We start from the raw sequence: 19,939 nt of genomic DNA, 5'->3' as shown, positions 1-19,939 counted from the left end.
CACCCAAGCCGACCCACACGAAGATCAAACCAGCGTGTTGATTCTCTGCGCGCCCTAACGAGTTCGGGAGGAATTGCGGGCGTGGAGGCGGGCCGTGACATGCGGGCGGCCACGCGGGTTCTCAAGGTGTGAATCACGAGCTACTCCGCGTGGCCTTGTCCCATCCTGCCTTCACTGGCGTCTCCCGCCAACACTTCGGCGAGTTGCTCGAAGAACTCGCGCCACGTTGGGAGTCGGCCCGCGAGTCCGCGCTCGCCGAACAACGAGGCGGCGCGCGCAGACGAGTCGCCGGAGCGGGACGCAAGCCGAAGCTGGTCTTCGTCGACCGGCTGCTGGTCACGCTGGTCTGCCTGCGCCTGGGGCTGCCGCATCAGGCGCTGGCCGAGCTGTACGCAGTGGATCGCTCCACCATCTCCGGTGCCGTCCGCCAGGTGCGGCCCTTGCTCGCCGCCCGCGGCTTCGCCATCCCCGATCACCCGGGCCTGCGCATCCGCACCCTGGAAGACCTGTTTGCCTACGCTGAGGCCGAGGGTATCGAGCTGTGCCTCGACGGCACCGAAGTGCAGGTGAGGCGCCCACGTGCGGGGCGCCCAGGCCGCAAGGCGTTCATCTCCGGCAAGAAGAAGCAGAACACCATCAAGAGCACCACGTTCAGCGACCGCCAAGGTCGCTTGATGTTCTCCGGAGTCATCCGACCAGGCAGGATGCACGATCAGACGGCAGTCAAGACCGAAGGCATCGCGGAGCAACTTCGTCAGCATCCGGCGGTGAAGGCCGAGGTGGACGAGGGCTACCGCGGCCTGGCCAATGACTTTCCCGCCCAAGTCACGGCCCCGCCGAAGAAGCCCAAGGACGATGCGAACGACGGTGACCAGTGTGAGCGATCACGAAATTCCCCAGGTGGGGCGGGTCCTGTGAGGTCTCGGGAGATCTTTGACGCAGCGTGCTCAGTACATCCTTGACGTCGGCGACCTGTTGGTGATCTCCTCCTCCCCATTGTCGATCTTCAGTGGGGGAACAGTGGGGTCCGATCGGGCATGGCTGGCTGAGCAGCGGTTCCAGGCGGTTCGCGAGGTGCGTGCAGGCTCGCCGATCTCGGAGGTCGCGGTCCGCTACGGGGTCTCGCGGCAGACCGTGCACAACTGGCGCCGCCGCTATGAAGCAAGCGGCATTGCCGGCCTGGACGAGGTCTCGCGCCGCCCGCATCGCAGTCCGCATCGGGTGGCGGCCGAGGTCGAGGCGGCAATATGCGAGCTCCGGCGGGCCCATCCTCGCTGGGGCGCCCGCCGGATCTCCTTCGAACTGGGAGAGCGCGGTGTCAAGCCGGTGCCCTCGAAGGCCACCGTTCACAGGGTGCTGACCCGCAACAGCCTGATCGTTCCTCAGGAACAGCGGCATGTCCGAAAGTACAGGCGCTGACAGCGCGAGGCCCCGATGCACTTGTGGCAGATGGACCTGGTCGGCGGGATCTTCCTGGCCGACGGGCGCGAGTGCAAGATGCTCACCGGCATCGACGACCATTCGCGGTTCCTGGTCGTGTCCGCCGTGCTCGCCGCCCCCTCGGGCCGAGCGGTCTGCGAGGCGTTCGCCGCGGCGATGCGCCGGTACGGGATCCCCTCCGAAGTCCTCACCGACAACGGCAAGCAGTTCACCGGCCGGTTCACCAAACCGCGGCCGGCCGAGGTCCTATTCGAACGCGTCTGCCGAGAGAACGGCATCACCGCCCGGCTCACCAAGCCCCGCTCGCCCACCACGACTGGAAAAATCGAACGATTCCATGCCACCCTGCGCCGCGAACTCCTCGACAGTGCAGGCCCGTTCACCGACCTTCCCTCCGCCCAGGCAGCCATCGACGCCTGGGTTCACGCCTACAACCACAAGCGCCCCCACCAGGCCCTGAACATGGCCACCCCGGCCAGCCTGTTCCGCCCCACCCGGCGGCAACCAGGTGATCCCACGCCCTCGGTCGACTCTCCGGCCGTGCCCCAGGTCACGCCGACCGCCACCGCCGAATCGGCTCAGGCGGCACCGGTGGCTGCCGCAGCAGCACTTCCCTTCAGCCAGAACGCGGTGGAGTTCGACACCGTGATCGCCTCCAGCGGGGTCCTCAGCGTCCTGCCCCGCGTCCAGCGCCTACGCATGGCTCCGAAGTACGCAGGACACCCCGCGCACGTGTGGGCCGACGAGTTCAGCGTCCACGTCCAGGTCGGCGGTGAACACGTCCGCACCGCCCCGTCCAACCTGACCGCCGCCGACCTGGACGAACTCAGCCTCCGCGGAGCCCGCCCGGCGGGACCGCCTTCGGCCGCGACCACCGCGGCACGCGACAGGAAACTCGCCACCGACGCGGTAGTGGAGCTGACCCGCACCGTCGACGGCGACGGCTTCTGCCAACTCGGCGGCCAGTCCCTGAAAGTCGGCACTTCGCTGGCCCGCCGCCAGGTCACGCTCCGCCTGGACGGACACCTGCTCCACGTCGTCGCCGACGGCGTTCTCGCCAAGACCCTGCCCTCGCCCGTCGCACCCGAGGAACGCGCCCGCCTGCGCGGCGCCCGTATCGCCGCCGACCCGCTGCCCGCACCCGCCCCCGGGCCGATCAGCGTCACGCGCCGCGTTCCCCGCGACGGCGTCGTCATGGTCACCCGCCAGCGACTCCGGATCGGCCGCACCCACGCCGGGAAGACCGTGCACATCGTCGTCGAGGACACGCACTTCCGCGTCCTGCTCGACGGCGAGGAACTCTGCCTCCACCCCCGCGACAGCAAGCAGCCCGTCACTCGCTTCAGGGCCTACGCAGCCAGGGACAGCACCAGCGAGACGTCAACGAAGTCCTGAGAACATCAGGTCAAAGAACTCGTGAGACCTCACATCACAGATGTCCCGCACCGACATGCCGCGCGCGTACAACGACAGGATCTGCTCGTTGAAGCCCGCCAGCCGCCGCGCGTGCTTGGGCACCAGCTGCGGCTCGAAGGAGCCGTTGCGGTCCCGGGGAACGGCCACTGTCACCGCCCCGGCATCGGTCAGCACGGTCTTCGGTGAGCTGCCGTTGCGACTGTTGCCCGAGCCGCGGCCGACCGGATCGTGCTTCTCATAGCCGAGATGCTCGGTCATCTCCGCATCCAGGGCTCGCTCCAGCACGGCCCGGGTCAACTTCGGTCAGCAGCCCGCCTTCGCCCAGCAAGGCCGCTCCTGAGGCGTCGGCGCGGTCCATCAGCCGCTCGACGACCTCGTCCACCAGTTTGTCCTCGACCACCGGCTCGGCGGCCGGAATCTCGTTGTCTGTCATGTCCGTCCGTCCCGGCTGGCCAAGGCCCGCGGCTGGACCTCGGCCAGCCTGTCACATCACGGACTTACACGATCTTTCGGACACGCTCAGGAATGCGTGCCGCCCGTCAGGGTGCGCCGCCGTATTGCACGGGTGTGGGCAGGTTGGAGCAGATGTTCTCGTCGCCTGACCGGCTTTCCGCGCTGATCGATGGGGCTGGTGTCGGGCTGGACTTCGTGGTGGTGGTGTGGGTGGGGGGCGGGGGTGCGGTGAGGTTCGCCGGAGTGTTGTCTCCGAGAATCAGGGTGAGTGTTGTGACGTTGTTGTCGGTCTGGGTCTGCGATCCGGGGATGTCGTTGGCCAATGCCTGAGCGGCGGCTTGGTCACCCGCAGGGTACTGGATCACGGTGGTCGGGTTGCTGCCGGGTGTGTTGCCGCCGACTGTCGCTTTCACGCCCTGGGCGTCGAGCACGGCGGTGGCGTTTGAGGCGAGGGCGGTTGTGGTGGTCCCGTTGTAAACGGTGACCGTGATCGAGGAGAGCGGTACTCCGGAGGGGGAGGCGGACGGGTGGGGCGCGGGTGTGGCGTGGGCGCCGTAGGTGGCCGCTGCCTTCGAGCCGGGCAACGGTTGGTCGTTGTGCAGGTCGGTCCAGACCTGGTTGAAGCCCTGGCCGGGGATGACGCGGTTCACGTTCTGTGGGTCGGCCTCGTATGGAGCGGTGATGAACTGGATGTAACGGGAGTTGAGGCTCTGCATGCTTTGGGCCAGGGAGACCATGGCTGATGCGGAGTCCAGTCCGCTGTCCACGGTCAGGTTGGAGGAGATGGCGTCGGCGACCTTGTACAGGGTGATCGGATTGGCCAGTGTGCCGTTGCTGCTCAATTTCCGGAAAAGCGACGAGACGAACATCTGCTGCATCTGTATGCGGCCGAGGTCGCTGCCGTCACCTATGCCGTGCCGGTCCCGCACGAACTCCAGGGCCTGGGCACCGCTGACGGTGTGCAGGCCGGCGCTCAGCACGAGCCCGCTGTAGTGCGGGTCGTTGATTCCCGGTTCCGGCACGCATACCTGGACCCCGCCCACAGCGTCGGTCAACTGCTGGAAGGCGTTGAAGTCGATCTCGACGAAGTGGTCGATGCGGATCCCTGTCATCTGTTCCACGGTCGCCACCGCGCACGTCGGCCCGCCCAGGTTCATCGCGAGGTCGAACATGTCGCCGCTGGAAGCCGGGATGATGGTGTTCGTGGTCTGGTCGCCGATCCCCACGCGCTGGTGGCACTGCGGGCGCGGCACGATCAAGTCGCGTGGAATCGAGACGACATCGGCCCACTTCCGCTCCGCGCTCAGGTGCACGAGCATCGCGGTATCCGAGATATTGGTGCCCTGCTTCGAGGCGTTGCCGAGATTGACGCCCTGCTGTCCGTCTCGGGTCTGTGAGCCAAGTACCAGGATGTTCAGCGGGGTGTGGCCCTCCGCGTCGGCCTTCGAGGCCGCGGGCTGGTCCGTCAGGCCGCCCAGGCTGATGGCATGGATCTTGCCGAACAATTGCTCATAGGCGAACGCCCCCGTGGCGGTCAGTATGACCAGCAGCCCGGCCAGGCTGATGCCGATGACCTTGATCCCGCTGCGGCCCCGGGAGGTTCGGGCCGGGCCGTGTCTTCGGCCTACTCGGCGTGAGCGCCGGCGCGCTGACCGATGGCGTGAGGTGGCTGCCCGGCGACGGGCCGCCCGGCCACCCGAAGCCTCCGCCCGCGGCGAACCGTCATCGCTCATATCCTCACTCCGCTTCGCTCGCCAGTCGTCCCGCCCGTCAGGCGAAGGCGTGGCGCGCGTACCTTCGCGCGTGGGCCGTTTCCACCGGTAGGCGTTATCGGTCCGCGGGATGTGCCGTGCCATCCGCGAGTTCCGAGTCGTGCAATGTAGCAACTCGTCCTGTGTTCGGCATAGAGGACGGGAAATCTGAAAGATTCGTGTAAGTGCGCTGTGTGACAGGTAGACCAGAGCAATCCCAGACGACTATCCATCACGAATAGTCACGACCTAGAAACAGATCGTAGCCATTAGGCCCCTTCAAAGAGCCGCCGGAATTGCAGTGGATCGCCAGTCGCCTCTCGCCACAGCGTCTCGTACCGCTTCACAGCGTCTATGGGCTGTGACTCGTAGGAGTAGACGGGTTCCATTTGGCACTGGCATCCCCGGTGCACGTTGAAGTCGACAATGGGTCGATGCCGGCCGAATGGCTTCCTGCGCCGCTGTAGGTCCTGTGCAGCCTCGACACGGCGGGAGATTTGGCTGGCTTTGGGGACAAATGTTCGCAGCCCGGCAGCGTGCGACGGACTCCAGGTCTCGCAGTTGGAGGTCGGGCGCAGCGGAGGGGGCCATCGCGCGGGTGGAGGACCAAGTCGCCGACGTGGGCGCGGAGTCGAGGAGTTGTCGTGAGCCAGGAGTACAGCGTCAGACGCTGACCTGGTGGCCGACCAATAGCGGGCGCTCGGGCTTGAGGGTGAATCGTTCGATCATGAGCGTGGCCACCGCGTGCAGGGAGTGGTCGGTGACGGAGTAGATGTGGTTGCGTCCTTCGCGGCGGACCCGGACTATTCCGGCGAGTTTGAGCTTGGCGAGGTGCTGACTGACCGCCTGTGGGGTGCTGCCGACTCGTTGGGCCAGGTGTGACACGTCGCTGTCCTGCTGGGCCAGGGTCCACACGATGTGCAGCCGCACGGAGGAGCTGAGCATTGCGAAGGCGGCGGCGGCGTTCTCCAGGGCCTGGGAGGGCGGGTCCTCGCTCCACGCGCTTGGTCTCGTCATCCGCCTCGACACTCTCCGTAGTCGATTGTGTGCGCTGCGCTGTCAGGGTTGCTGATCTACGTGGGCTCATCGTAGCGTCTGACTTATTGGCTTGCGTAACCGTGCAACCAATGATGGTCGTGAGCCGTCCTACGGTCCGGTGGCGGACGTCGTGTGTCTGCTCGGCGTGGCGCGGGCGCGCGTCCGAAGGATTTACCGGCACCGGGCGAGGGGTGTGGATGGCAGGTCAGTGGGCGCATGGCCCGGGCGAAGGCTTGGACCTGTGGCGGGATGAGGCGCAGCCTCGCCCCACGCAGGGAAAACCTGGTCCTGTCTCCCGTCAGGGTGTTGCGGCCCGGCAGGGAGGCGGGATACCGCAGGCGGCTTCGCGTCCGACCCGGGCGGAGGCCCGGCGGGCGGGCCGGTCTGCGGCGTCGCGCGGTGTTGCAGGCAGTCAGCGGGCGTGGGCGCGGGCGATGGCGCTTGCGATGGCGCTTGTTGTGCTCGGTGCGGTGGTGGATGAGTTTGTCGGTTCCGGATCGGGGTGGGTCTTCGCGATCGCGTCGGTGCTGGGAGCGGCGTTGGCGGCTGTGGCGTGTCCGCCGGCGGGCAGGGTGTGGGTGATCGCCGCGCCGCCGCTGGTGGTGGCCGTGGTGACGGTCGTCGTGGGGGTGCTGGCGGGGACCGGGTCGGTGCAGGGGAGCAAGGGGTTGTACACCAGTGCGGTGCGCTGGGCGGTCGACGGGTTCCCGGCGATGGCGGCGGCCGAGGTGACGGTCGCGGTGGTGCTGGCCGTCCGCGCGATCCGGTCCGGGCGCGGGGGGAGGAACCATGGCGCGTGACGATGACCGGGGTCGCCGGGCGGCGGACCGCTCCCGCGGCCGGGGAAGGACCGCCGGTCGTGGACGGGTCTCCCCGTTGGGGCGGATCGGCCGGATAGCCACGTGTGTGGTGTCGGCGTCTGTGCTGGTGCTCAGCGGCTTCGCTTGGTATGCGTACCACTCGCTGACCAACGGACTGACCACGTCCAACGCGCTCGGCGTGCTGAAGAACGGACCCGGGCATCTGGACAATGCGGTCAATCTGCTGCTGATCGGCCTGGATTCCCGCAAGGACCAGAACGGCAACGACCTGCCCAAGCAGTTCGTCCAGGACGAACTGCACGCCGGATCCAGTGACATCGGTTACTACAACACCAACACGCTGATCTTGATGCACATTCCGGCGAACGGCGGGAAGGTGACCGCGTTCTCCATACCCCGAGACGACTACGTGCAGACGTACAACGGGGACGGCACGCGGCAGGGCATGCACAAGATCAAGGAGGCGTACGGCTACGCCTACAGCGCCGCCCACGACAAGCTGTCCGCGCAGGGTGTGACCGGTGCCGATCTGGAGCACCAGAGCCGCGAGTACGGACGAGAGGCCACGCTGGCCACCGTGCAGAACCTGCTTGGCGTGCCGATCGACCACTTCGCCGAGGTTAACCTGCTCGGCTTCTACGACATCGCACAAGTGCTGCAACCGATCCAGGTATGCCTCAAGCACCCGGTCAACGACAACTACTCCGGCGCCGACTTCCCCGCCGGTCTGAATAACCTCAACGCCAAGCAGGCCCTGGCCTTCGTCCGCCAGCGGCACGGCCTGACCAACGGCGACCTGGACCGCACCCACCGCCAACAGGCTTTCCTCTCCTCCGTGGTGCACAAGCTCAAGACCGAGGGGATCTTCAGCGACCTGGGCAAGATGCAGGACCTGTTCAACGTGGTGAAGAAGGACATGGTCATCGACAACCAGTGGAACGTCCTGGACTTCGCCTCCCAGGCCACCAACCTCACCGGCGGGAACGTCGCGTTCAACACGCTGCCGATCACCGGGTTCGCGACCGAGAACGGCGAGTCCGTCAACACCGTCGACCCTGCCTACCTCAAACAGGTCGTCCAGGCGACGTTCGGCGAGGGCGCATCCCAGCCGTCGGGCGGGAAGAAGTCGTCGTCGGGGCAGAAGGCAGCACCGGCCACCGTGGATGTCTACAACGGTTCCGGTATCGCCGGTGCCGCCTCGAACGAGTTGAAGGATCTGGCCTCGGCCGGCTATACGGCGGGGCAGGCAGCCAACGCGAGCCAGCCGCAGTCCACGACTACCGTCGCTTACGGTGCCGGTGCCCAGCAGGCGGCCCAGCAGATCGCGGGGCGTTTGAACACCTCCCCGGCCGCGGCCAGTTCCTCCGTCCCGGCCGGACACGTCCAAATCACCTTGGGCACGGACTTCACGGCGCCCGCCCCCGGATCGAACGGCTCCAGTTCTGGTTCGTCGTCGGGCGCATCAGGTTCGGGTTCGTCGGGCAGTCAGCCGTCCCCCAGTCCCACCTTCGCGGGCAATACGGTGAAGATGGGCGGCATCCCCTGCGTCGACTGATCACCGCGCGCCGCCACGCTGTCCTGGCCGCTGAGCACACCAGTGGCCAGGACAGACGTCCGGGCATGGTCGTCAGGTCCCCCAAGACATCGACGCGAAATTGCCGTCGGCCCCATGGCTCTCGGGCGTGCCGGGCCTGCCCGGCTACGTTTCCGCAGGCCCCGAAAGGGGATCGTCGGCATAAACGGCAGCAGCGCGTTCTCGCGGCAGGCGTCATCAACCAGGTCCGCTACCGGAACGGCTTCTCACGCACGATTCCCCACCGGATTGGATCAGTCAGCAGCCAGGAGGCAGAACCGCTCGCGACGGTGAGCGCGTCAACAAGACCATGGCACACATTCTGATTGAAGAGAACTTCAGGCACATCGATGGTCTGGACATGGAGGCCCTCATAGCCGCCTTCCGCGACCAGGGCATCGACGCCGAGCCCACCCAGCGGCAAACGATCCACAAGGGCACACGGTGGGAGCTCGTCCTGCACTGGCTGGGCAACCGGGCAGAGAAAGTGGTCACCGGGGCCGCCGTTGTACGCATCAGAGGACGGTGACTTGGAGAATGTAGACGCGTTCGTGTCGGGGCACGATCTGGTAGACGAACATGCCGCCTTCGATTACTTCCTCACCAAGCCGTGGAGAGACTCCCTCGTAAGTTCTGCTCTCCAGGTACAGCACCACCGCCATGCGTACCAGTTCGTCGGCACGCTCCTCGACGCGGGCGATGAACCCGAGGTCGTTGATGCCGCCGATGACGTGTTGGGCGTCCGGTTCGTAGTCCCAACGCCAGTCAGTCACCGGTGACCGCCGCTCGGGCCTCATCGTGGATAGCCAGTACCTCGGCCATCGCGGCCCGCCAAGCGGGGTCATCCTTGTCGAGCGTGTGGACGGCGTGCTGTGCCTGCTGCATCCGGTGAGTCAGCTCGGGGCGGCGTTCGATCTCGATGATCGTTGCCCATTTGAGTTGGAAGCCCTTGATCGGTCCGAACGATCCGGTCTCGGTCGCCTTGGTAAACAGGGTGTCTCGGTCGGCCAGCATCTCGGGAACACGGGACGGGGCAAGGCGGGCAAGGGCGGCACGCAACGAGGGGAAGGACAGCTGGGGGCGGGGGAACAGTTCGTCAGGCCGTTCCGCAGGGTGCACGCTCACGCTGCCTCCTTGATCACATTCCCAGCAGTGCCGGGTTCGGTTCGAGCCGATGGTACCGGGAGCGCCGCCGCCGCATTCGTGATCGCTCTGTAAGACTCCCGGAGGCGGCACCCGGGGGCAACCCTGCAGGAGTCTGACGCCCGATTCTGGGGAACCTCTGACGCACGGGCTTGCGTGGTGTTTCGGCAGGATGTGAGCTGGCTCGATGTACCGAAGGATCGTGCGATCTATCCTGCGGCGGCCCTTTACGGCCGCGTACGGGCCCGAGTGGGAATCTACGTTGCGATACGGGTCGCTACGGAGAGTGGCGGCGCGGCTGGGGGTCAAGGGGTTGCAGGTTCAAATCCTGTCGTCCCGACAGCGATTGTTTGCGTTGTCGCAGGTCAGGGCCTTGTTTCACTCGGGTGAGACGAGGCCCTTGGTCGTTCTCGACCCAGGCGGAGACGACGGTGTCGGGGACGCCGTTGTTCGCCATCCATGACAGCACGGCGTGGCGGGCATCGTAGAGCCGGACCTTGCGGACGCCGACGGCGTCCATGAGCTTGTACGCCTCGCGGCGGAGTTTGTCCGTTCGGTAGGGCCGTCCCAGCTCGTCGACCAGGACGTAGCCGCTGTCCTGGGGCCTGGCTCTCACAACTTCTCACATTCGTTTCGCGCTGTTTCTCGACGTTGTCCGGCCCATGCGCGCACCCTACTCCTGGCTAAACCGTTTGGTGATCCGGGCGATCGGTCGGAGCAGTTTTACCCGAGGCATCCGGGCAAACCAGGATGCCTGGCAGCGCCAGTTGGCCGTGCCCGCGCCTCTTGTCTCGCGGGCGGAGAAGCTCACGAAGGAGGAACTGTGAGTGACTTGCGCTTTGTCCACCTGGGTTTCGGGCCGGACGCGGTCGAGTACCAGGAGGCGTGGCAGGAACAGCGCCGGGTGCACTCCGCCCGCTTCGCAGACGAGATCCCGGACACCTGTCTGCTGCTGGAGCACCAGCCCGTCTACACGGCGGGCCGCCGTACAAAGGAGAGCGAACGCCCCCTCGACGGCACCCCGGTGGTGGACGTGGACCGCGGTGGGAAGATCACCTGGCACGGTCCCGGCCAGCTCGTCGGCTACCCGATCCTCAAGCTGCCCCGCCCGGTGGACGTCGTGGCCCACGTGCGCCGCCTCGAGGAAGCCCTGATCCGCGTCTGCGCCGAACTCGGCCTTCAGGCCACGCGCGTCGAGGGGCGCAGTGGCGTGTGGGTGCTGGGCGACCCGCTCGAGGAGCGGCCCTCGGTTCCCGGTCTCACTCTCGACTTCGACCCCGGCTGCAGGACGAGGAGTTCGACCCGCGGCTGAGCGGCCCCGAGTACGCCCCGTCCAACGCAGGCCAGCGGCGCGAGGACCGCAAGCTCGCCGCGATCGGGATCCGGGTCGCCAAGGGCGTGACGATGCACGGCTTCGCGCTCAACAGCAATCCGGACAACACGTGGTTCGACCGGATCGTGCCGTGCGGGATCCGCGACGCGGGTGTGACATCGCTCTCCAACGAGCTGGGCCGCGAGGTGACCGTGGGCGAGGTGGTCCCGGTCGTCGAGAAGCACCTGCGAGAGGTCCTCGAGTCGTCCGAGCCGCTGCCGCGCGCGGTGTGAGCCGCCGATGCCCCCTGCGGGGAACTGACTCGCCAGCGCGGGAGGGGACTATTGGGGGTGTCGCCGAGATAAGCGCCAAGGCCGCCAGTAGTTGATCTTGAGCGCCCGGGGTCAATGAGACCGCGGTTGGCGCTGAGATCGATCACGGCCGTCGCCGGTCCTCTGTGCTCCTAGGATTGCAAGGATGACGGCAAGAACCAGTGACATCGAGAAGGCGGCCGGTGTGCTGCGCGCCGGCGGCCTGGTGGCCCTCCCGACCGAGACCGTCTACGGACTGGGCGCCAACGCCGAGGACACCGCCGCCGTCGCGCGCATCTTCCAAGTCAAGGGACGTCCGCCCTCCCACCCGCTGATCGTCCACATCGGCGGTGCGGAGCATCTGGACGAATGGGTCCAGGACGTGCCCGCGACGGCCCGCCTGCTGGCTGAACACTTCTGGCCGGGGCCGCTCACGCTGGTCCTGCGGCGCGGTCCCCGCGTGCCCCTCGAAGCGACCGGCGGCCTGGAGACGGTCGCCGTGCGCGTGCCTGACCACCCCGTCGCGCTCGCGCTGCTGGCGGCCTCCGGTGGTGGTGTCACGGCCCCGTCCGCCAACCGCTTCGGCCAGGTCAGTCCCACCACGGCGAACGACGTCCGTGCCGAGCTCGGCGACGCCGTCGACTTCGTGCTGGACGGTGGCCCCTGCGAGGTCGGCGTCGAGTCGACCATTGTCGACGTCACCGGCGATGCCCCGAGCATCCTGCGGCCCGGCGGTGTGACGCGCGAGGAACTCGAAGCGGTGCTGGGGTTCCCGCTCGCGGTGCCCTCGACGAGCCACGTTCGGGTGCCGGGCCAGCATCCGTCCCACTACGCCCCGCGGGCGTGGGTCGTCCTCGTCGAGCCCGAGAAGGTCATCGCCGAAGCGGAACTCGCTCAGGAGCTGGGGCACCAGGTGGGCGTCTTTGTGCCCGCCTCCTTCGCCGGCGCCCCGGTGAAGGCCCACGCCGTGGTGGCGGTCCCCACCTCGATGTCCGCCTACGCACGGGGGCTGTACGGGTTCCTGCGCGAACTCGACCAGCAGGGGTGCGACCTCATCGTCGCCTCCTTGCCGGTGGAGGAGGGGCTGGGATTGGCGATCGCCAACCGGCTCCGCCGCGCCGCAGGGCCCCGGCCCACGGTGTGACCAGCACCGGCGCCATGCTTTCAAGAAGCTATTTCCCGACCGCGGCTGCGTACGGCCGGAAGATGCAGGAGATGTCGGCGGCCTCGGTAGGTGCGTGAGTGTCAGGGTGCGGGAGGAACGGCCCGGGCCAGAGGTTCCGGGTCTCCGTAGAGGGCGACGTGGAGTGCGGCGGCGAGTTCGCGGGCTCGTTCTTCGTGCCGCACGCCGTGCATCATGAAATAGATCGGTCCCGTGTAGGCGCCGAAATCGACCTCGTGGTTGTCGACCAGGCGGAGGATCGCGCCCCGGATGGCATCGTTGACGGCATCGGAGACCGTGTGGCCGGAGCCAGCGGTGAGGGTGTCCGCCTTCACGGTCCACTGCTGACCTTCGCATTCGATGGCGACGAACACAGCGTTGTGCGCCATGGCACGGCGGTAGGCGTCGTGGAAGGCGTTGGTGCCGGTGGCGTCCGGGATGAGGTGAGCGGGGCAGGGAAGCGGCAGCTGCTGCACCAGTGCATTCTGCCAAAAGGTGACGTTGATTCGCGTCCGCGACGCGATGGCATGTCAGGTTGAGTGGTCATCTTTGCTTCGAACCAGCGGCTTTCGCCTTCTTGCGGCCCCTGGCCCGACGCCGGTGCACCCTCAGGGGCTGCTGACACGCGAGCGCCGTTTTACCTCCTCCACCGTCACCACGACAGGCTGGACACACCGCCGTCAACCGCGAGCGCGTCCCGCTGATCAGCCACGGCCGGGAGCAGATGCGGCGGGGACCGCCGCATCGATACCGCGGGCCGCGACGAGCTGTGCGCTGCCGTCGGCCAGGCGGTAGCACAGGCCCACCACGGCGGCCTGGCCGGCGGCGACCTTCTCGGCGAGTACCCGGGAGCGGTCCAGCAGCAGGTCGACGGTGTGCCTTATGTGCTCGGCGAGGATCTCCTCGGGCTCGACCCGTCCGGCGGCCCGCGCCGCCAGCACGCTGGGGGTCACCCGTTCGACAACGTCACGGACGTATCCGGCCGGTGTCATGCCGTTCTCCAGGGCGGCGCACGCTGCGCCGACCGCGCCGCACGAGTCGTGACCGAGCACGACGACCAGCGGGCAGCCCAGGATGTCCACGCCGTACTCGATGCTGCCCAGCACCTCCGGGCCCGTGACGTGGCCCGCGGTGCGCACCACGAACAGGTCGCCCAGGCCGCGGTCGAAGATGATCTCGGCGGCCAGGCGGGAGTCGGAGCACCCGAACAGCACGGCGAAGGGCTGCTGGGACGGTGCGATCTCGGCGCGGCGGGTGGCGTCCTGGTTGGGGTGTTCGGGAGTGCCGGCGACGAAGCGCTGGTTACCGGCCAGCAGCAGCTCGAAGGCGTCGCGGGGCGTCGGGGTCGTGATCTCGCTCATGGCCCGCAGCCTAGAACCCGGCACCAGCCGTCGCATGGCCTGGTCCCGCCGGCGCTCGCCGGGTTGGGCCACTCTGACGGCTTGGGCAGTACCCCGAGACGCCCGGCGAGGGCAGCCTCGATGCGGAATCTCAGCGCGCGGCGCAGCTGCCCCGCCCCGTACGGCCACTGGGCCAGAACCCTCCGCTCGTCGTCCACACCCCCCAACGAGCCAGGCGCTGCCCACGCTGTCGGCCGAACGAGGGCGGATCGCAGGATCACTCGCCGTTTCGGGCCTGCGCCAGCAGCTGGGCCACGACGTCCTTCGCCTCGTCCTCGGTCTGCTCAGCGAGCGCATCGGTCACCTCGTCACTCTTGCCGTCGAGAACCTGCCGGGTGAGCCGTTCCATCAGTTCGGGGTCGGTTCCGCTGCCAGGCCCGGTGAGGTCCACGCAGGTCGGCCGGCGCGGGGCGATGATCTCCGGCCCGGCCGGTGCCTCGGTCGTCTCCGCTTCGACGAGCGCCCGGTACAGCGAGGCGACCGACGGGTGGCGCCCTGCGTTCTTGCCCGTCTTGATCGTCAGCTTCTTCGCGATCTCCGGGACGGGGACGCCGCGGTCCTTCAGCGCGCGGGCGAAGACGAGCATGTCGTCGTCGATGACCTTGGCCCGTCCGCCGTGGTTGCCCTTGGCCGCGGCGGTGACCTGGCCCTCCACGGTCTTCTCCCGGATGTAGTTGCGCTCGATCTGGGCGGCGGCGGCCAGGACTGCGAAGAACATCGCGCCCATGCCGTTGGGGTCGTAGATGCCGCTGAGCGGGCCGGTGAGGAGTTCGAGCTGGACGCCGGCGGCCTGGAGCTGGCCGGACAGGGTCATCAGTTCGGCGGCGTTGCGGGCCGGGCGCTTGAGCTCGTGGACGGTGAGGATGACCTCCTGGTCGGGGGCGGCCTCCTAGATGTCGTACGCCAGCTTCAGCGCCTTTTCCAGCTCCGGCCGCGTCTTGACGCGTGTGCTGATCTTCTCGGAGAAGATCCGCTTGCAGAGCGGTTCGAGCGCATCGAGCTGGCTCTGCAACTCCTGCTGGGCGGTCGAGCAGCGGGCGTACTGTGCGACATCCCGTGAGTTCCTCTGAGCCCTGCTGAGTCCTTGCCCCCGTGGCCAGGGTGTTCTGTCTCCTTGGGGTGTTCTTCGAGCTGGTGACGTAACTTCAGGATTCTTGGAGCGTTCTCACTTCGTCCGACCAATCTGCGATTGGGATGAAGGCGAGGAGGCTCGGGTTGACGCTGGCAGCCGTACGCGACCTGCGCGAGTTCCGCGATCCGGTCTCGGCGGAGGAACTGGAGCAGTTCGAGACCGACGTGCTCGCCGGGTTCGTCCTCGCGCGGGCTTCGGCAGGGCTGGCGGACGGCACCATCCGCGGGGACGTCGGGCACCTGGACCAGATGCGGGCATGGTTCGGCCGGCCGCTGTGGGATATGGAGCCGACCGACGCCGACGGGTACATTCGGGAAGGTGCTGCGGGGTTCGCCGAGTGGTACCCGCCTGGCCCGCGCGCAGGCGCTGACCACGTACTTCCTGTTCCTGGAACTGCGGCACAAGGTCGAGATCCATCGGATGCCCGGGCGGGTCGTCGAGTGCCCGATCGACGAGATGAACCGCCCGCGGGGATCCAAGGACGCCGCCCTGCGGATCCCGCCGACCGGGTCGGAGATCAAGACACTGTTCACTGGCTGGGGCGGCGAGCTGGCGACCTGCCGCAAGTTCGCCCCCACCGCGCGGAACTCGACCTCGGGGATCAACCGAACAGCCGTTAGCGCTAAGCCTCGGGCCAGGCCGGGGTTGCCGGAGTCCGGTCTCGTGACCCGTCCTGGACCTGTTGGACGTGGTGAAGAACGCCGACTTCCTCACCGGCTTCACCGACGAGTTCTCCTCCGTCGCCGCCTACGAGCGCATCGACCGCGCTGTTCTCCAGCGCCGCCTGCTCTTGGCTGGTGCCCGGCCGGCGTCGTGCGGCCGGCGAGGCCGCCCGCACGGCATAGGATCGGAAACCGATATCGGTTGCGTCACTGCCCGGGCGGGCGTGGAGGTGTGGGCACGGTGCGGGAGTTCCAGCGTGGCGCGGTACGGCTGCACATCCTGCATCACGCGGCTGAAGAAGAGATCCACGGCGCGTGGATGACCGAGGAGCTGGCCCGCCACGGCTACCAGATCAGCCCCGGCACCCTGTACCCGACGCTGCACCGCCTGGAGGCCGACGGGCTGCTGGCCTCCGAGCAGCGGGTCGTCGACGGTCGGGTCCGGCGCGTTTACCGCGCCACCGAGGCGGGGCGCCAGGCCCTGGCCGAGGACCGTGCAGCGCTGGCGGAGCTGGCCCGCGAAGTCCTCGGCGACCAGCCGCAGCGTTGAGGTTCCTCGCCCGCTCACCTGCGGGGGGCGTGCACCTGGTCGAGGGCGGCGCGCAGGTCGTGGGCGAGGGCGGTGGCGTCGCCGGTCTTCCAAAAGTGCAGGTAGAACAGGCGGGGCTGCTCATACAGCATGTGGTTGTGCAGCTCGATGATGGTCAGGCCGTGGGAGCGCAGGGCGTGGATGACGGGGTTGACCTGGTCGGCGGTCATGGTGAAGTCGCCGTTGACCGCGGCGCGCCCGCTGCCGAGCGGTTGGAACATCAGCAGCGTGGACGCCTCCATCAGGTATGGCAGGGTGATGTGGGCGCGGGTGTCGGTGACCGGTTGGGAGACCGGGATGTGGTACTGCCACACGCCGTTGACGTTTTCCCCGCGTGAGCCGATGACCCGGTCCAGGGAGCCGGTGTTCAACGCGATCGGCCGCTCGATGCCGGGTTTCTGGTGCAGGGGGGTGCTGGTCGTGGCCAGGGAGGCGTGCAGGGCGCGAGCGATCTTGACGGGGTCGCCGAGGGCCCAGTAGTGCAGCCACCAGATACGCGGAGTGTCGTGCTGGATGTGCTTGTGGAGGGCGGTGATGGTCACGCCGCCTTGCTGGAGGCGGTCGGCGAAGGTGTTGACCTCGCTGGCGCGCAGGGTGGCCTCGCCGATCATGACCGCCTGGCCGGCACGGGTTTGGTGGAAGGACGCCTCGGCGTTCAGTTCCATGCCCGGGTTCTCTGGGGTCCCGGCGTTGACCTCGTGCAGATCGGTGCGCAGCCACTCGGCAGTGTGCACGTTCTGCGCCTCGGTGGTCAGCGGCTGGCCGATGGCCTGTCCGACCGTGGTCCAGTCGATATCGCGGGCCTGCCCCGAGGCGCTGCCGAGGGTGAGGACCAGGGTCGTGGCCAGGGCCGCAGTGCCCGCGACGGCGGCGATCACGCAGCGGCGCCGGGACAGATGTGGACGGGGCATCAGGTCCTCCTTGCGCTGACGCAGTGACCGGATTCCTCCCGACAGCCCACCACGTCCCCAGCGGCGGCGCGCGCCGAGACCCGACAGCCCACCGGGCCTTCCCCGCCGCGATGTGCGCAGGTCACCGGCGATGTGACCGGTGGGCGATGGCTCGCCGCAGGCCGTACCAGAGCGCGCCCAGCCCCAGCACCGCGGCACCGGAGATGACCGAGATGACCGGGAGGGAGAAGGCGAGCACCGCGCAGCCGACCAGGCCCACCACCGGGACGGCGCGCGGCGGGCGGCCCTCTTGCGCCGTCAGAGTGAACGCGGAGGCGTTGGCGATCGCGTAGTACGCCAGCACCCCGAAGGAGGAAAAGCCGATCGCACCGCGCACATCCACGCTCGCGGCGAGCACCGCCACCACAACACCGACCGCCAGCTCCGTCCGGTGCGGGACGCCGAACCGCGGGTGAACGGCCGCCAAGGCATGCGGCAGGTGACGATCACGGGCCATCGCCAGCGTGGTCCGCGACACCCCCAGAATCAGCGCCAGCAGCGACCCGACCGCGGCGACCGCCGCCCCCACCCGCACCACCGGCCCCAAGGCCGGCAGCCCGGCAGCCCTCACCGCGTCGGCCAGCGGCGCCGCCGCCGACCCCAGCCCCTTGGCACCCAGCACGCCCAGCACGGCCACTGCCACCGCCGCGTAGACGACCAGCGTGATGCCCAGCGCCAGCGGAATCGCCCGCGGGATGGTGCGCCGCGGGTCTCGAACTTCCTCACCCAACGTGGCGATGCGCGCGTATCCGGCAAACGCGAAGAACAGCAACCCCGCCGCCTGCAACAACCCACCCGCTGTGGCATCCACCCCCACATCCAGCCGCGCCACATCCGAAGAGCCGGAAGACAAACAGCCCACCACCACCGCGGCGAGCACCGCGAGCACCACCGCGACGATCACCCGGTTCAGCCACGCCGCCTTCTGCACCCCGGCGTAATTCACCGCGACCAGCCCCACCACCGCCGCGACCGCCACCGCGTGGGCCTGACCCGGCCACACGTACGAGCCAACCGTCAGCGCCATCGCCGCGCACGAGGCGGTCTTGCCGACCACGAAACCCCAACCGGCCAGACAGCCCCAGAACCCGCCGAGGCGTTCACGGCCGTAGACATACGTGCCGCCCGAAGCCGGATACCGGGCGGCGAGCCGGGCCGAGGAGGTCGCGTTGCAGTACGCGACCACGGCAGCCACGCCCAGCCCGATCAGCAGCCCGGAGCCGGCCGCGCGGGCAGCCGGGGCGAGCGCGGCAAAAATTCCCGCCCCGATCATCGACCCCAGACCGATCACCACCGCATCGGCCACCCCCAGCCGCCGCCGCAACTCATCGGGCACCCCGCTGGCAGTCGTCTTACTCATGGCCCACTCCTCGGCGGCATGGCTACCTCTTACGAAAGCCGATATCGGAAAACGATACGGTGCGCCATGTCTACCCGCCGACCCCGCCCCGGGCCAGGGGTTGCCACGCTTCGTGTTCGCAGAAATGGTCAGTTGTGAGAGTTCTGCGAGACACCCGGAGCACGTCCGGTTTGTCCGGGTCTCCGTTCGCAGAACATCTCTCAGAACTCCGGCGTTCTGAGAGGCGCTTCTGCGACACTTCCGCCATGATCTGACACCCGATCAGGCAGCAGATGCGGTAGAGCGCAACGATTGTCCTAAATGCGAGGCTCCGGTGGAGAGTCCTTGCCGGACCCTCGGCGGCAAGACCGCGGCGAAGTACCGCACTGCCCGCTTCACCCTCGTGCCCAAGCTCCGCGAGGAGCTGGAGGTTCTGGTGCCCGCTGACCGGGGGCCGGGCCGGCCGTGGGTCGAGCGTCCGCCGCCGCGGCCTCGGCCGGCCGAGGCCGCGGCGGCGCCGATCCGGATCGGGTACGCGCGCTGTTCGATGACGGAGCAGGAGATCGCCAGCCAGCTCGTCGCGCTGGAGAAGGCCGGCTGCACGAAGGTGTTCCAGGAGAAGATCTCCACCCGCGTGCACCGGCGCCCCGAGATGGAGGCGGCGCTCGCGTGGCCAACGCCATCAAGGAGTCCGCCCCCGACCAGGTGGTCATCCTCACCGTGCACGAGATGAAGCGGCTGGCCCGCAACGCGGCCGAGCTGATGCAGCTGTCGTCCGACCTGGAGCGGGCGGACATCTCCCTGGAGCTGCTGACCGGCCCGCTCACCGGCATCTACGACCCCACCGGGATGGGCGCGATGTTCTTCGCCGTCCTGGACGCGCCCAGCTCGACCGCAACTACACCCGGGAGAAGACGCTGGAGGGCCAGCAGGTCGCCGCCACCAAGGGCAACCAGGGCGGCCGGTCGAAGGTGATCGACGACGATTCGCTGACCTTCGCTCTCGCGCTCAGGGCCAAGGGCGTCCCGGTCCCGGAGATCGCCCAGAAGCTGGTCATCAAGGAGGGGAAGAACGCCGGGAAGCACCCGTCGGTGGCCTCGGTGTACCGGGCGCTCGTCGAGGCGGAGGAAGCGGCCGCGGCGGCCGAGGCCGAGACCGACCTGCCCCTGCGGCCCACGCCGGTGCGGCTCCACCGGCCGGACGAGCCCTTTGGCGCCGAGGAGATCGGCCTGCGGGAGCGGCTGGTCGCCCAGCGCGCCGTCCTGGCCGCCGAGGTGGTGCGCTCGTGATCCCGGGCCTGCACCGGTTGAAGGGCGGTGCCCCGCAGCTCGGCTCCGAAGAGCCCGGGATGCCCGGCCCGTTCGGCACCTGGCCGGACGGGGACGGCCGGGATGATCCCGCCGAGCCCGCGCCGGACGACGCGGGCTCGGCCGGACCGTGGTGCTGA

20 protein-coding genes and 4 pseudogenes are annotated in these 19,939 nt (G+C 68.4%); 13 read left to right on the top strand and 11 right to left on the bottom strand.

What is annotated here, in order from left to right:
* Positions 1–149: 149 nt before the first annotated feature.
* Positions 150–962: a transposase family protein gene (locus NGB36_RS26110; RefSeq protein ID WP_255922965.1), complete on the top strand. Its 813-nt coding sequence runs from the start codon at positions 150–152 to the stop codon at positions 960–962.
* Positions 963–1,020: 58 nt separating this feature from the next.
* Positions 1,021–2,835, top strand: a pseudogene (locus NGB36_RS26105) (IS481 family transposase).
* A 39-nt stretch (positions 2,836–2,874) separates the two neighbouring features.
* Here NGB36_RS26105 and NGB36_RS26100 read toward each other — a convergent pair.
* The 3 genes and pseudogenes from NGB36_RS26100 to NGB36_RS26090 form a co-directional block, all read right to left on the bottom strand.
* Positions 2,875–3,214, bottom strand: a pseudogene (locus NGB36_RS26100) (transposase); the annotation flags it as partial.
* A 181-nt stretch (positions 3,215–3,395) separates the two neighbouring features.
* Positions 3,396–5,042 carry an LCP family protein gene (locus NGB36_RS26095; protein ID WP_255922964.1) on the bottom strand — a complete coding sequence of 549 codons (1,647 nt, stop codon included), beginning with the start codon at positions 5,040–5,042 and terminating at the stop codon, positions 3,396–3,398.
* Positions 5,043–5,723: 681 nt separating this feature from the next.
* The gene (locus NGB36_RS26090; protein ID WP_255922963.1) at positions 5,724–6,077 is read right to left on the bottom strand and encodes an ArsR/SmtB family transcription factor; all 354 of its coding nucleotides are present in this window, start codon (positions 6,075–6,077) and stop codon (positions 5,724–5,726) included.
* Positions 6,078–6,544: 467 nt separating this feature from the next.
* On the opposite strand from NGB36_RS26090, the gene NGB36_RS26085 reads away from it, so the two are divergent.
* From NGB36_RS26085 to NGB36_RS26075, 3 genes are all read left to right on the top strand, one after another.
* Positions 6,545–6,898, top strand: a complete 354-nt coding sequence (locus NGB36_RS26085; RefSeq protein WP_255922962.1) for a DUF6542 domain-containing protein — start codon at positions 6,545–6,547, stop codon at positions 6,896–6,898.
* A gap of 106 nt (positions 6,899–7,004) precedes the next feature.
* The gene (locus NGB36_RS26080; RefSeq protein ID WP_255922961.1) at positions 7,005–8,474 is read left to right on the top strand and encodes an LCP family protein; all 1,470 of its coding nucleotides are present in this window, start codon (positions 7,005–7,007) and stop codon (positions 8,472–8,474) included.
* A 328-nt stretch (positions 8,475–8,802) separates the two neighbouring features.
* On the top strand, positions 8,803–9,021 hold the full coding sequence (locus NGB36_RS26075; protein ID WP_255922960.1) for a hypothetical protein: 219 nt from the start codon (positions 8,803–8,805) through the stop codon (positions 9,019–9,021).
* Here the strand turns inward: NGB36_RS26075 and NGB36_RS26070 are convergent.
* The 3 genes from NGB36_RS26070 to NGB36_RS26060 form a co-directional block, all read right to left on the bottom strand.
* Positions 9,008–9,265 carry a hypothetical protein gene (locus NGB36_RS26070; RefSeq protein WP_255922959.1) on the bottom strand — a complete coding sequence of 86 codons (258 nt, stop codon included), beginning with the start codon at positions 9,263–9,265 and terminating at the stop codon, positions 9,008–9,010. The genes NGB36_RS26075 and NGB36_RS26070 overlap by 14 nt on opposite strands.
* On the bottom strand, positions 9,258–9,617 hold the full coding sequence (locus tag NGB36_RS26065; RefSeq protein WP_255922958.1) for a hypothetical protein: 360 nt from the start codon (positions 9,615–9,617) through the stop codon (positions 9,258–9,260). Before NGB36_RS26065 ends, NGB36_RS26070 begins: the two co-directional genes overlap by 8 nt.
* Before the next feature lie 295 nt (positions 9,618–9,912).
* Positions 9,913–10,251 carry a site-specific integrase gene (locus NGB36_RS26060; RefSeq protein ID WP_255922957.1) on the bottom strand — a complete coding sequence of 113 codons (339 nt, stop codon included), beginning with the start codon at positions 10,249–10,251 and terminating at the stop codon, positions 9,913–9,915.
* 207 nt (positions 10,252–10,458) lie between these two features.
* On the opposite strand from NGB36_RS26060, the pseudogene lipB reads away from it, so the two are divergent.
* Together lipB and NGB36_RS26050 are read left to right on the top strand one after the other, a co-directional pair.
* Positions 10,459–11,240: pseudogene (lipB, locus tag NGB36_RS26055) on the top strand (lipoyl(octanoyl) transferase LipB).
* Positions 11,241–11,424: 184 nt separating this feature from the next.
* Positions 11,425–12,402: an L-threonylcarbamoyladenylate synthase gene (locus NGB36_RS26050; protein ID WP_255922956.1), complete on the top strand. Its 978-nt coding sequence runs from the start codon at positions 11,425–11,427 to the stop codon at positions 12,400–12,402.
* A gap of 101 nt (positions 12,403–12,503) precedes the next feature.
* Here NGB36_RS26050 and NGB36_RS26045 read toward each other — a convergent pair whose 3' ends face one another.
* The 3 genes and pseudogenes from NGB36_RS26045 to NGB36_RS26035 form a co-directional block, all read right to left on the bottom strand.
* Positions 12,504–12,896, bottom strand: a complete 393-nt coding sequence (locus tag NGB36_RS26045) for a hypothetical protein (RefSeq protein WP_255922955.1) — start codon at positions 12,894–12,896, stop codon at positions 12,504–12,506.
* Between the two features lie 228 nt (positions 12,897–13,124).
* A complete protein-coding gene (locus tag NGB36_RS26040; RefSeq protein WP_255922954.1) occupies positions 13,125–13,781 on the bottom strand; it encodes a carbonic anhydrase in 657 nt (218 codons plus the stop codon).
* A 256-nt stretch (positions 13,782–14,037) separates the two neighbouring features.
* Positions 14,038–14,856, bottom strand: a pseudogene (locus tag NGB36_RS26035) (recombinase family protein); the annotation flags it as partial.
* 179 nt (positions 14,857–15,035) lie between these two features.
* On the opposite strand from NGB36_RS26035, the gene NGB36_RS26030 reads away from it, so the two are divergent.
* A complete protein-coding gene (locus NGB36_RS26030; protein ID WP_255922953.1) occupies positions 15,036–15,572 on the top strand; it encodes a hypothetical protein in 537 nt (178 codons plus the stop codon).
* 283 nt (positions 15,573–15,855) lie between these two features.
* Positions 15,856–16,164 carry an Rv3488 family transcriptional regulator gene (locus NGB36_RS26025; protein ID WP_255922952.1) on the top strand — a complete coding sequence of 103 codons (309 nt, stop codon included), beginning with the start codon at positions 15,856–15,858 and terminating at the stop codon, positions 16,162–16,164.
* Between the two features lie 14 nt (positions 16,165–16,178).
* Here the strand turns inward: NGB36_RS26025 and NGB36_RS26020 are convergent, their stop codons facing one another.
* Both NGB36_RS26020 and NGB36_RS26015 read right to left on the bottom strand, forming a co-directional pair.
* A complete protein-coding gene (locus NGB36_RS26020) occupies positions 16,179–17,114 on the bottom strand; it encodes an LppY/LpqO family protein (protein ID WP_255922951.1) in 936 nt (311 codons plus the stop codon).
* A gap of 121 nt (positions 17,115–17,235) precedes the next feature.
* On the bottom strand, positions 17,236–18,513 hold the full coding sequence (locus NGB36_RS26015) for an APC family permease (protein ID WP_255922950.1): 1,278 nt from the start codon (positions 18,511–18,513) through the stop codon (positions 17,236–17,238).
* A gap of 313 nt (positions 18,514–18,826) precedes the next feature.
* Between NGB36_RS26015 and NGB36_RS34085 the strand changes: the two genes are divergently transcribed.
* From NGB36_RS34085 to NGB36_RS25995, 4 genes are read left to right on the top strand one after another with little or no spacing between them, the layout of a single operon-like run.
* Entirely contained in the window at positions 18,827–19,225 is a 399-nt protein-coding gene (locus tag NGB36_RS34085; protein WP_443741614.1) for a recombinase family protein, read from the top strand.
* Positions 19,162–19,467: a recombinase family protein gene (locus NGB36_RS26005; protein ID WP_255922949.1), complete on the top strand. Its 306-nt coding sequence runs from the start codon at positions 19,162–19,164 to the stop codon at positions 19,465–19,467. The genes NGB36_RS34085 and NGB36_RS26005 overlap by 64 nt, the downstream gene beginning before the upstream one ends.
* The gene (locus NGB36_RS26000) at positions 19,464–19,781 is read left to right on the top strand and encodes a hypothetical protein (protein ID WP_255922948.1); all 318 of its coding nucleotides are present in this window, start codon (positions 19,464–19,466) and stop codon (positions 19,779–19,781) included. The genes NGB36_RS26005 and NGB36_RS26000 overlap by 4 nt, the downstream gene beginning before the upstream one ends.
* Positions 19,778–19,939 (top strand): hypothetical protein, encoded by a 162-nt coding sequence (locus tag NGB36_RS25995; protein WP_255922947.1) that lies wholly within the window; start codon positions 19,778–19,780, stop codon positions 19,937–19,939. Before NGB36_RS26000 ends, NGB36_RS25995 begins: the two co-directional genes overlap by 4 nt.

Source organism: Streptomyces humicola, assembly GCF_024436035.1.
Classification (GTDB): domain Bacteria; phylum Actinomycetota; class Actinomycetes; order Streptomycetales; family Streptomycetaceae; genus Streptantibioticus_B; species Streptantibioticus_B humicola.
The sequence above is the reverse complement of the archived record's forward strand: the minus strand, read 5'-3'. Positions and strand labels throughout refer to the sequence as shown.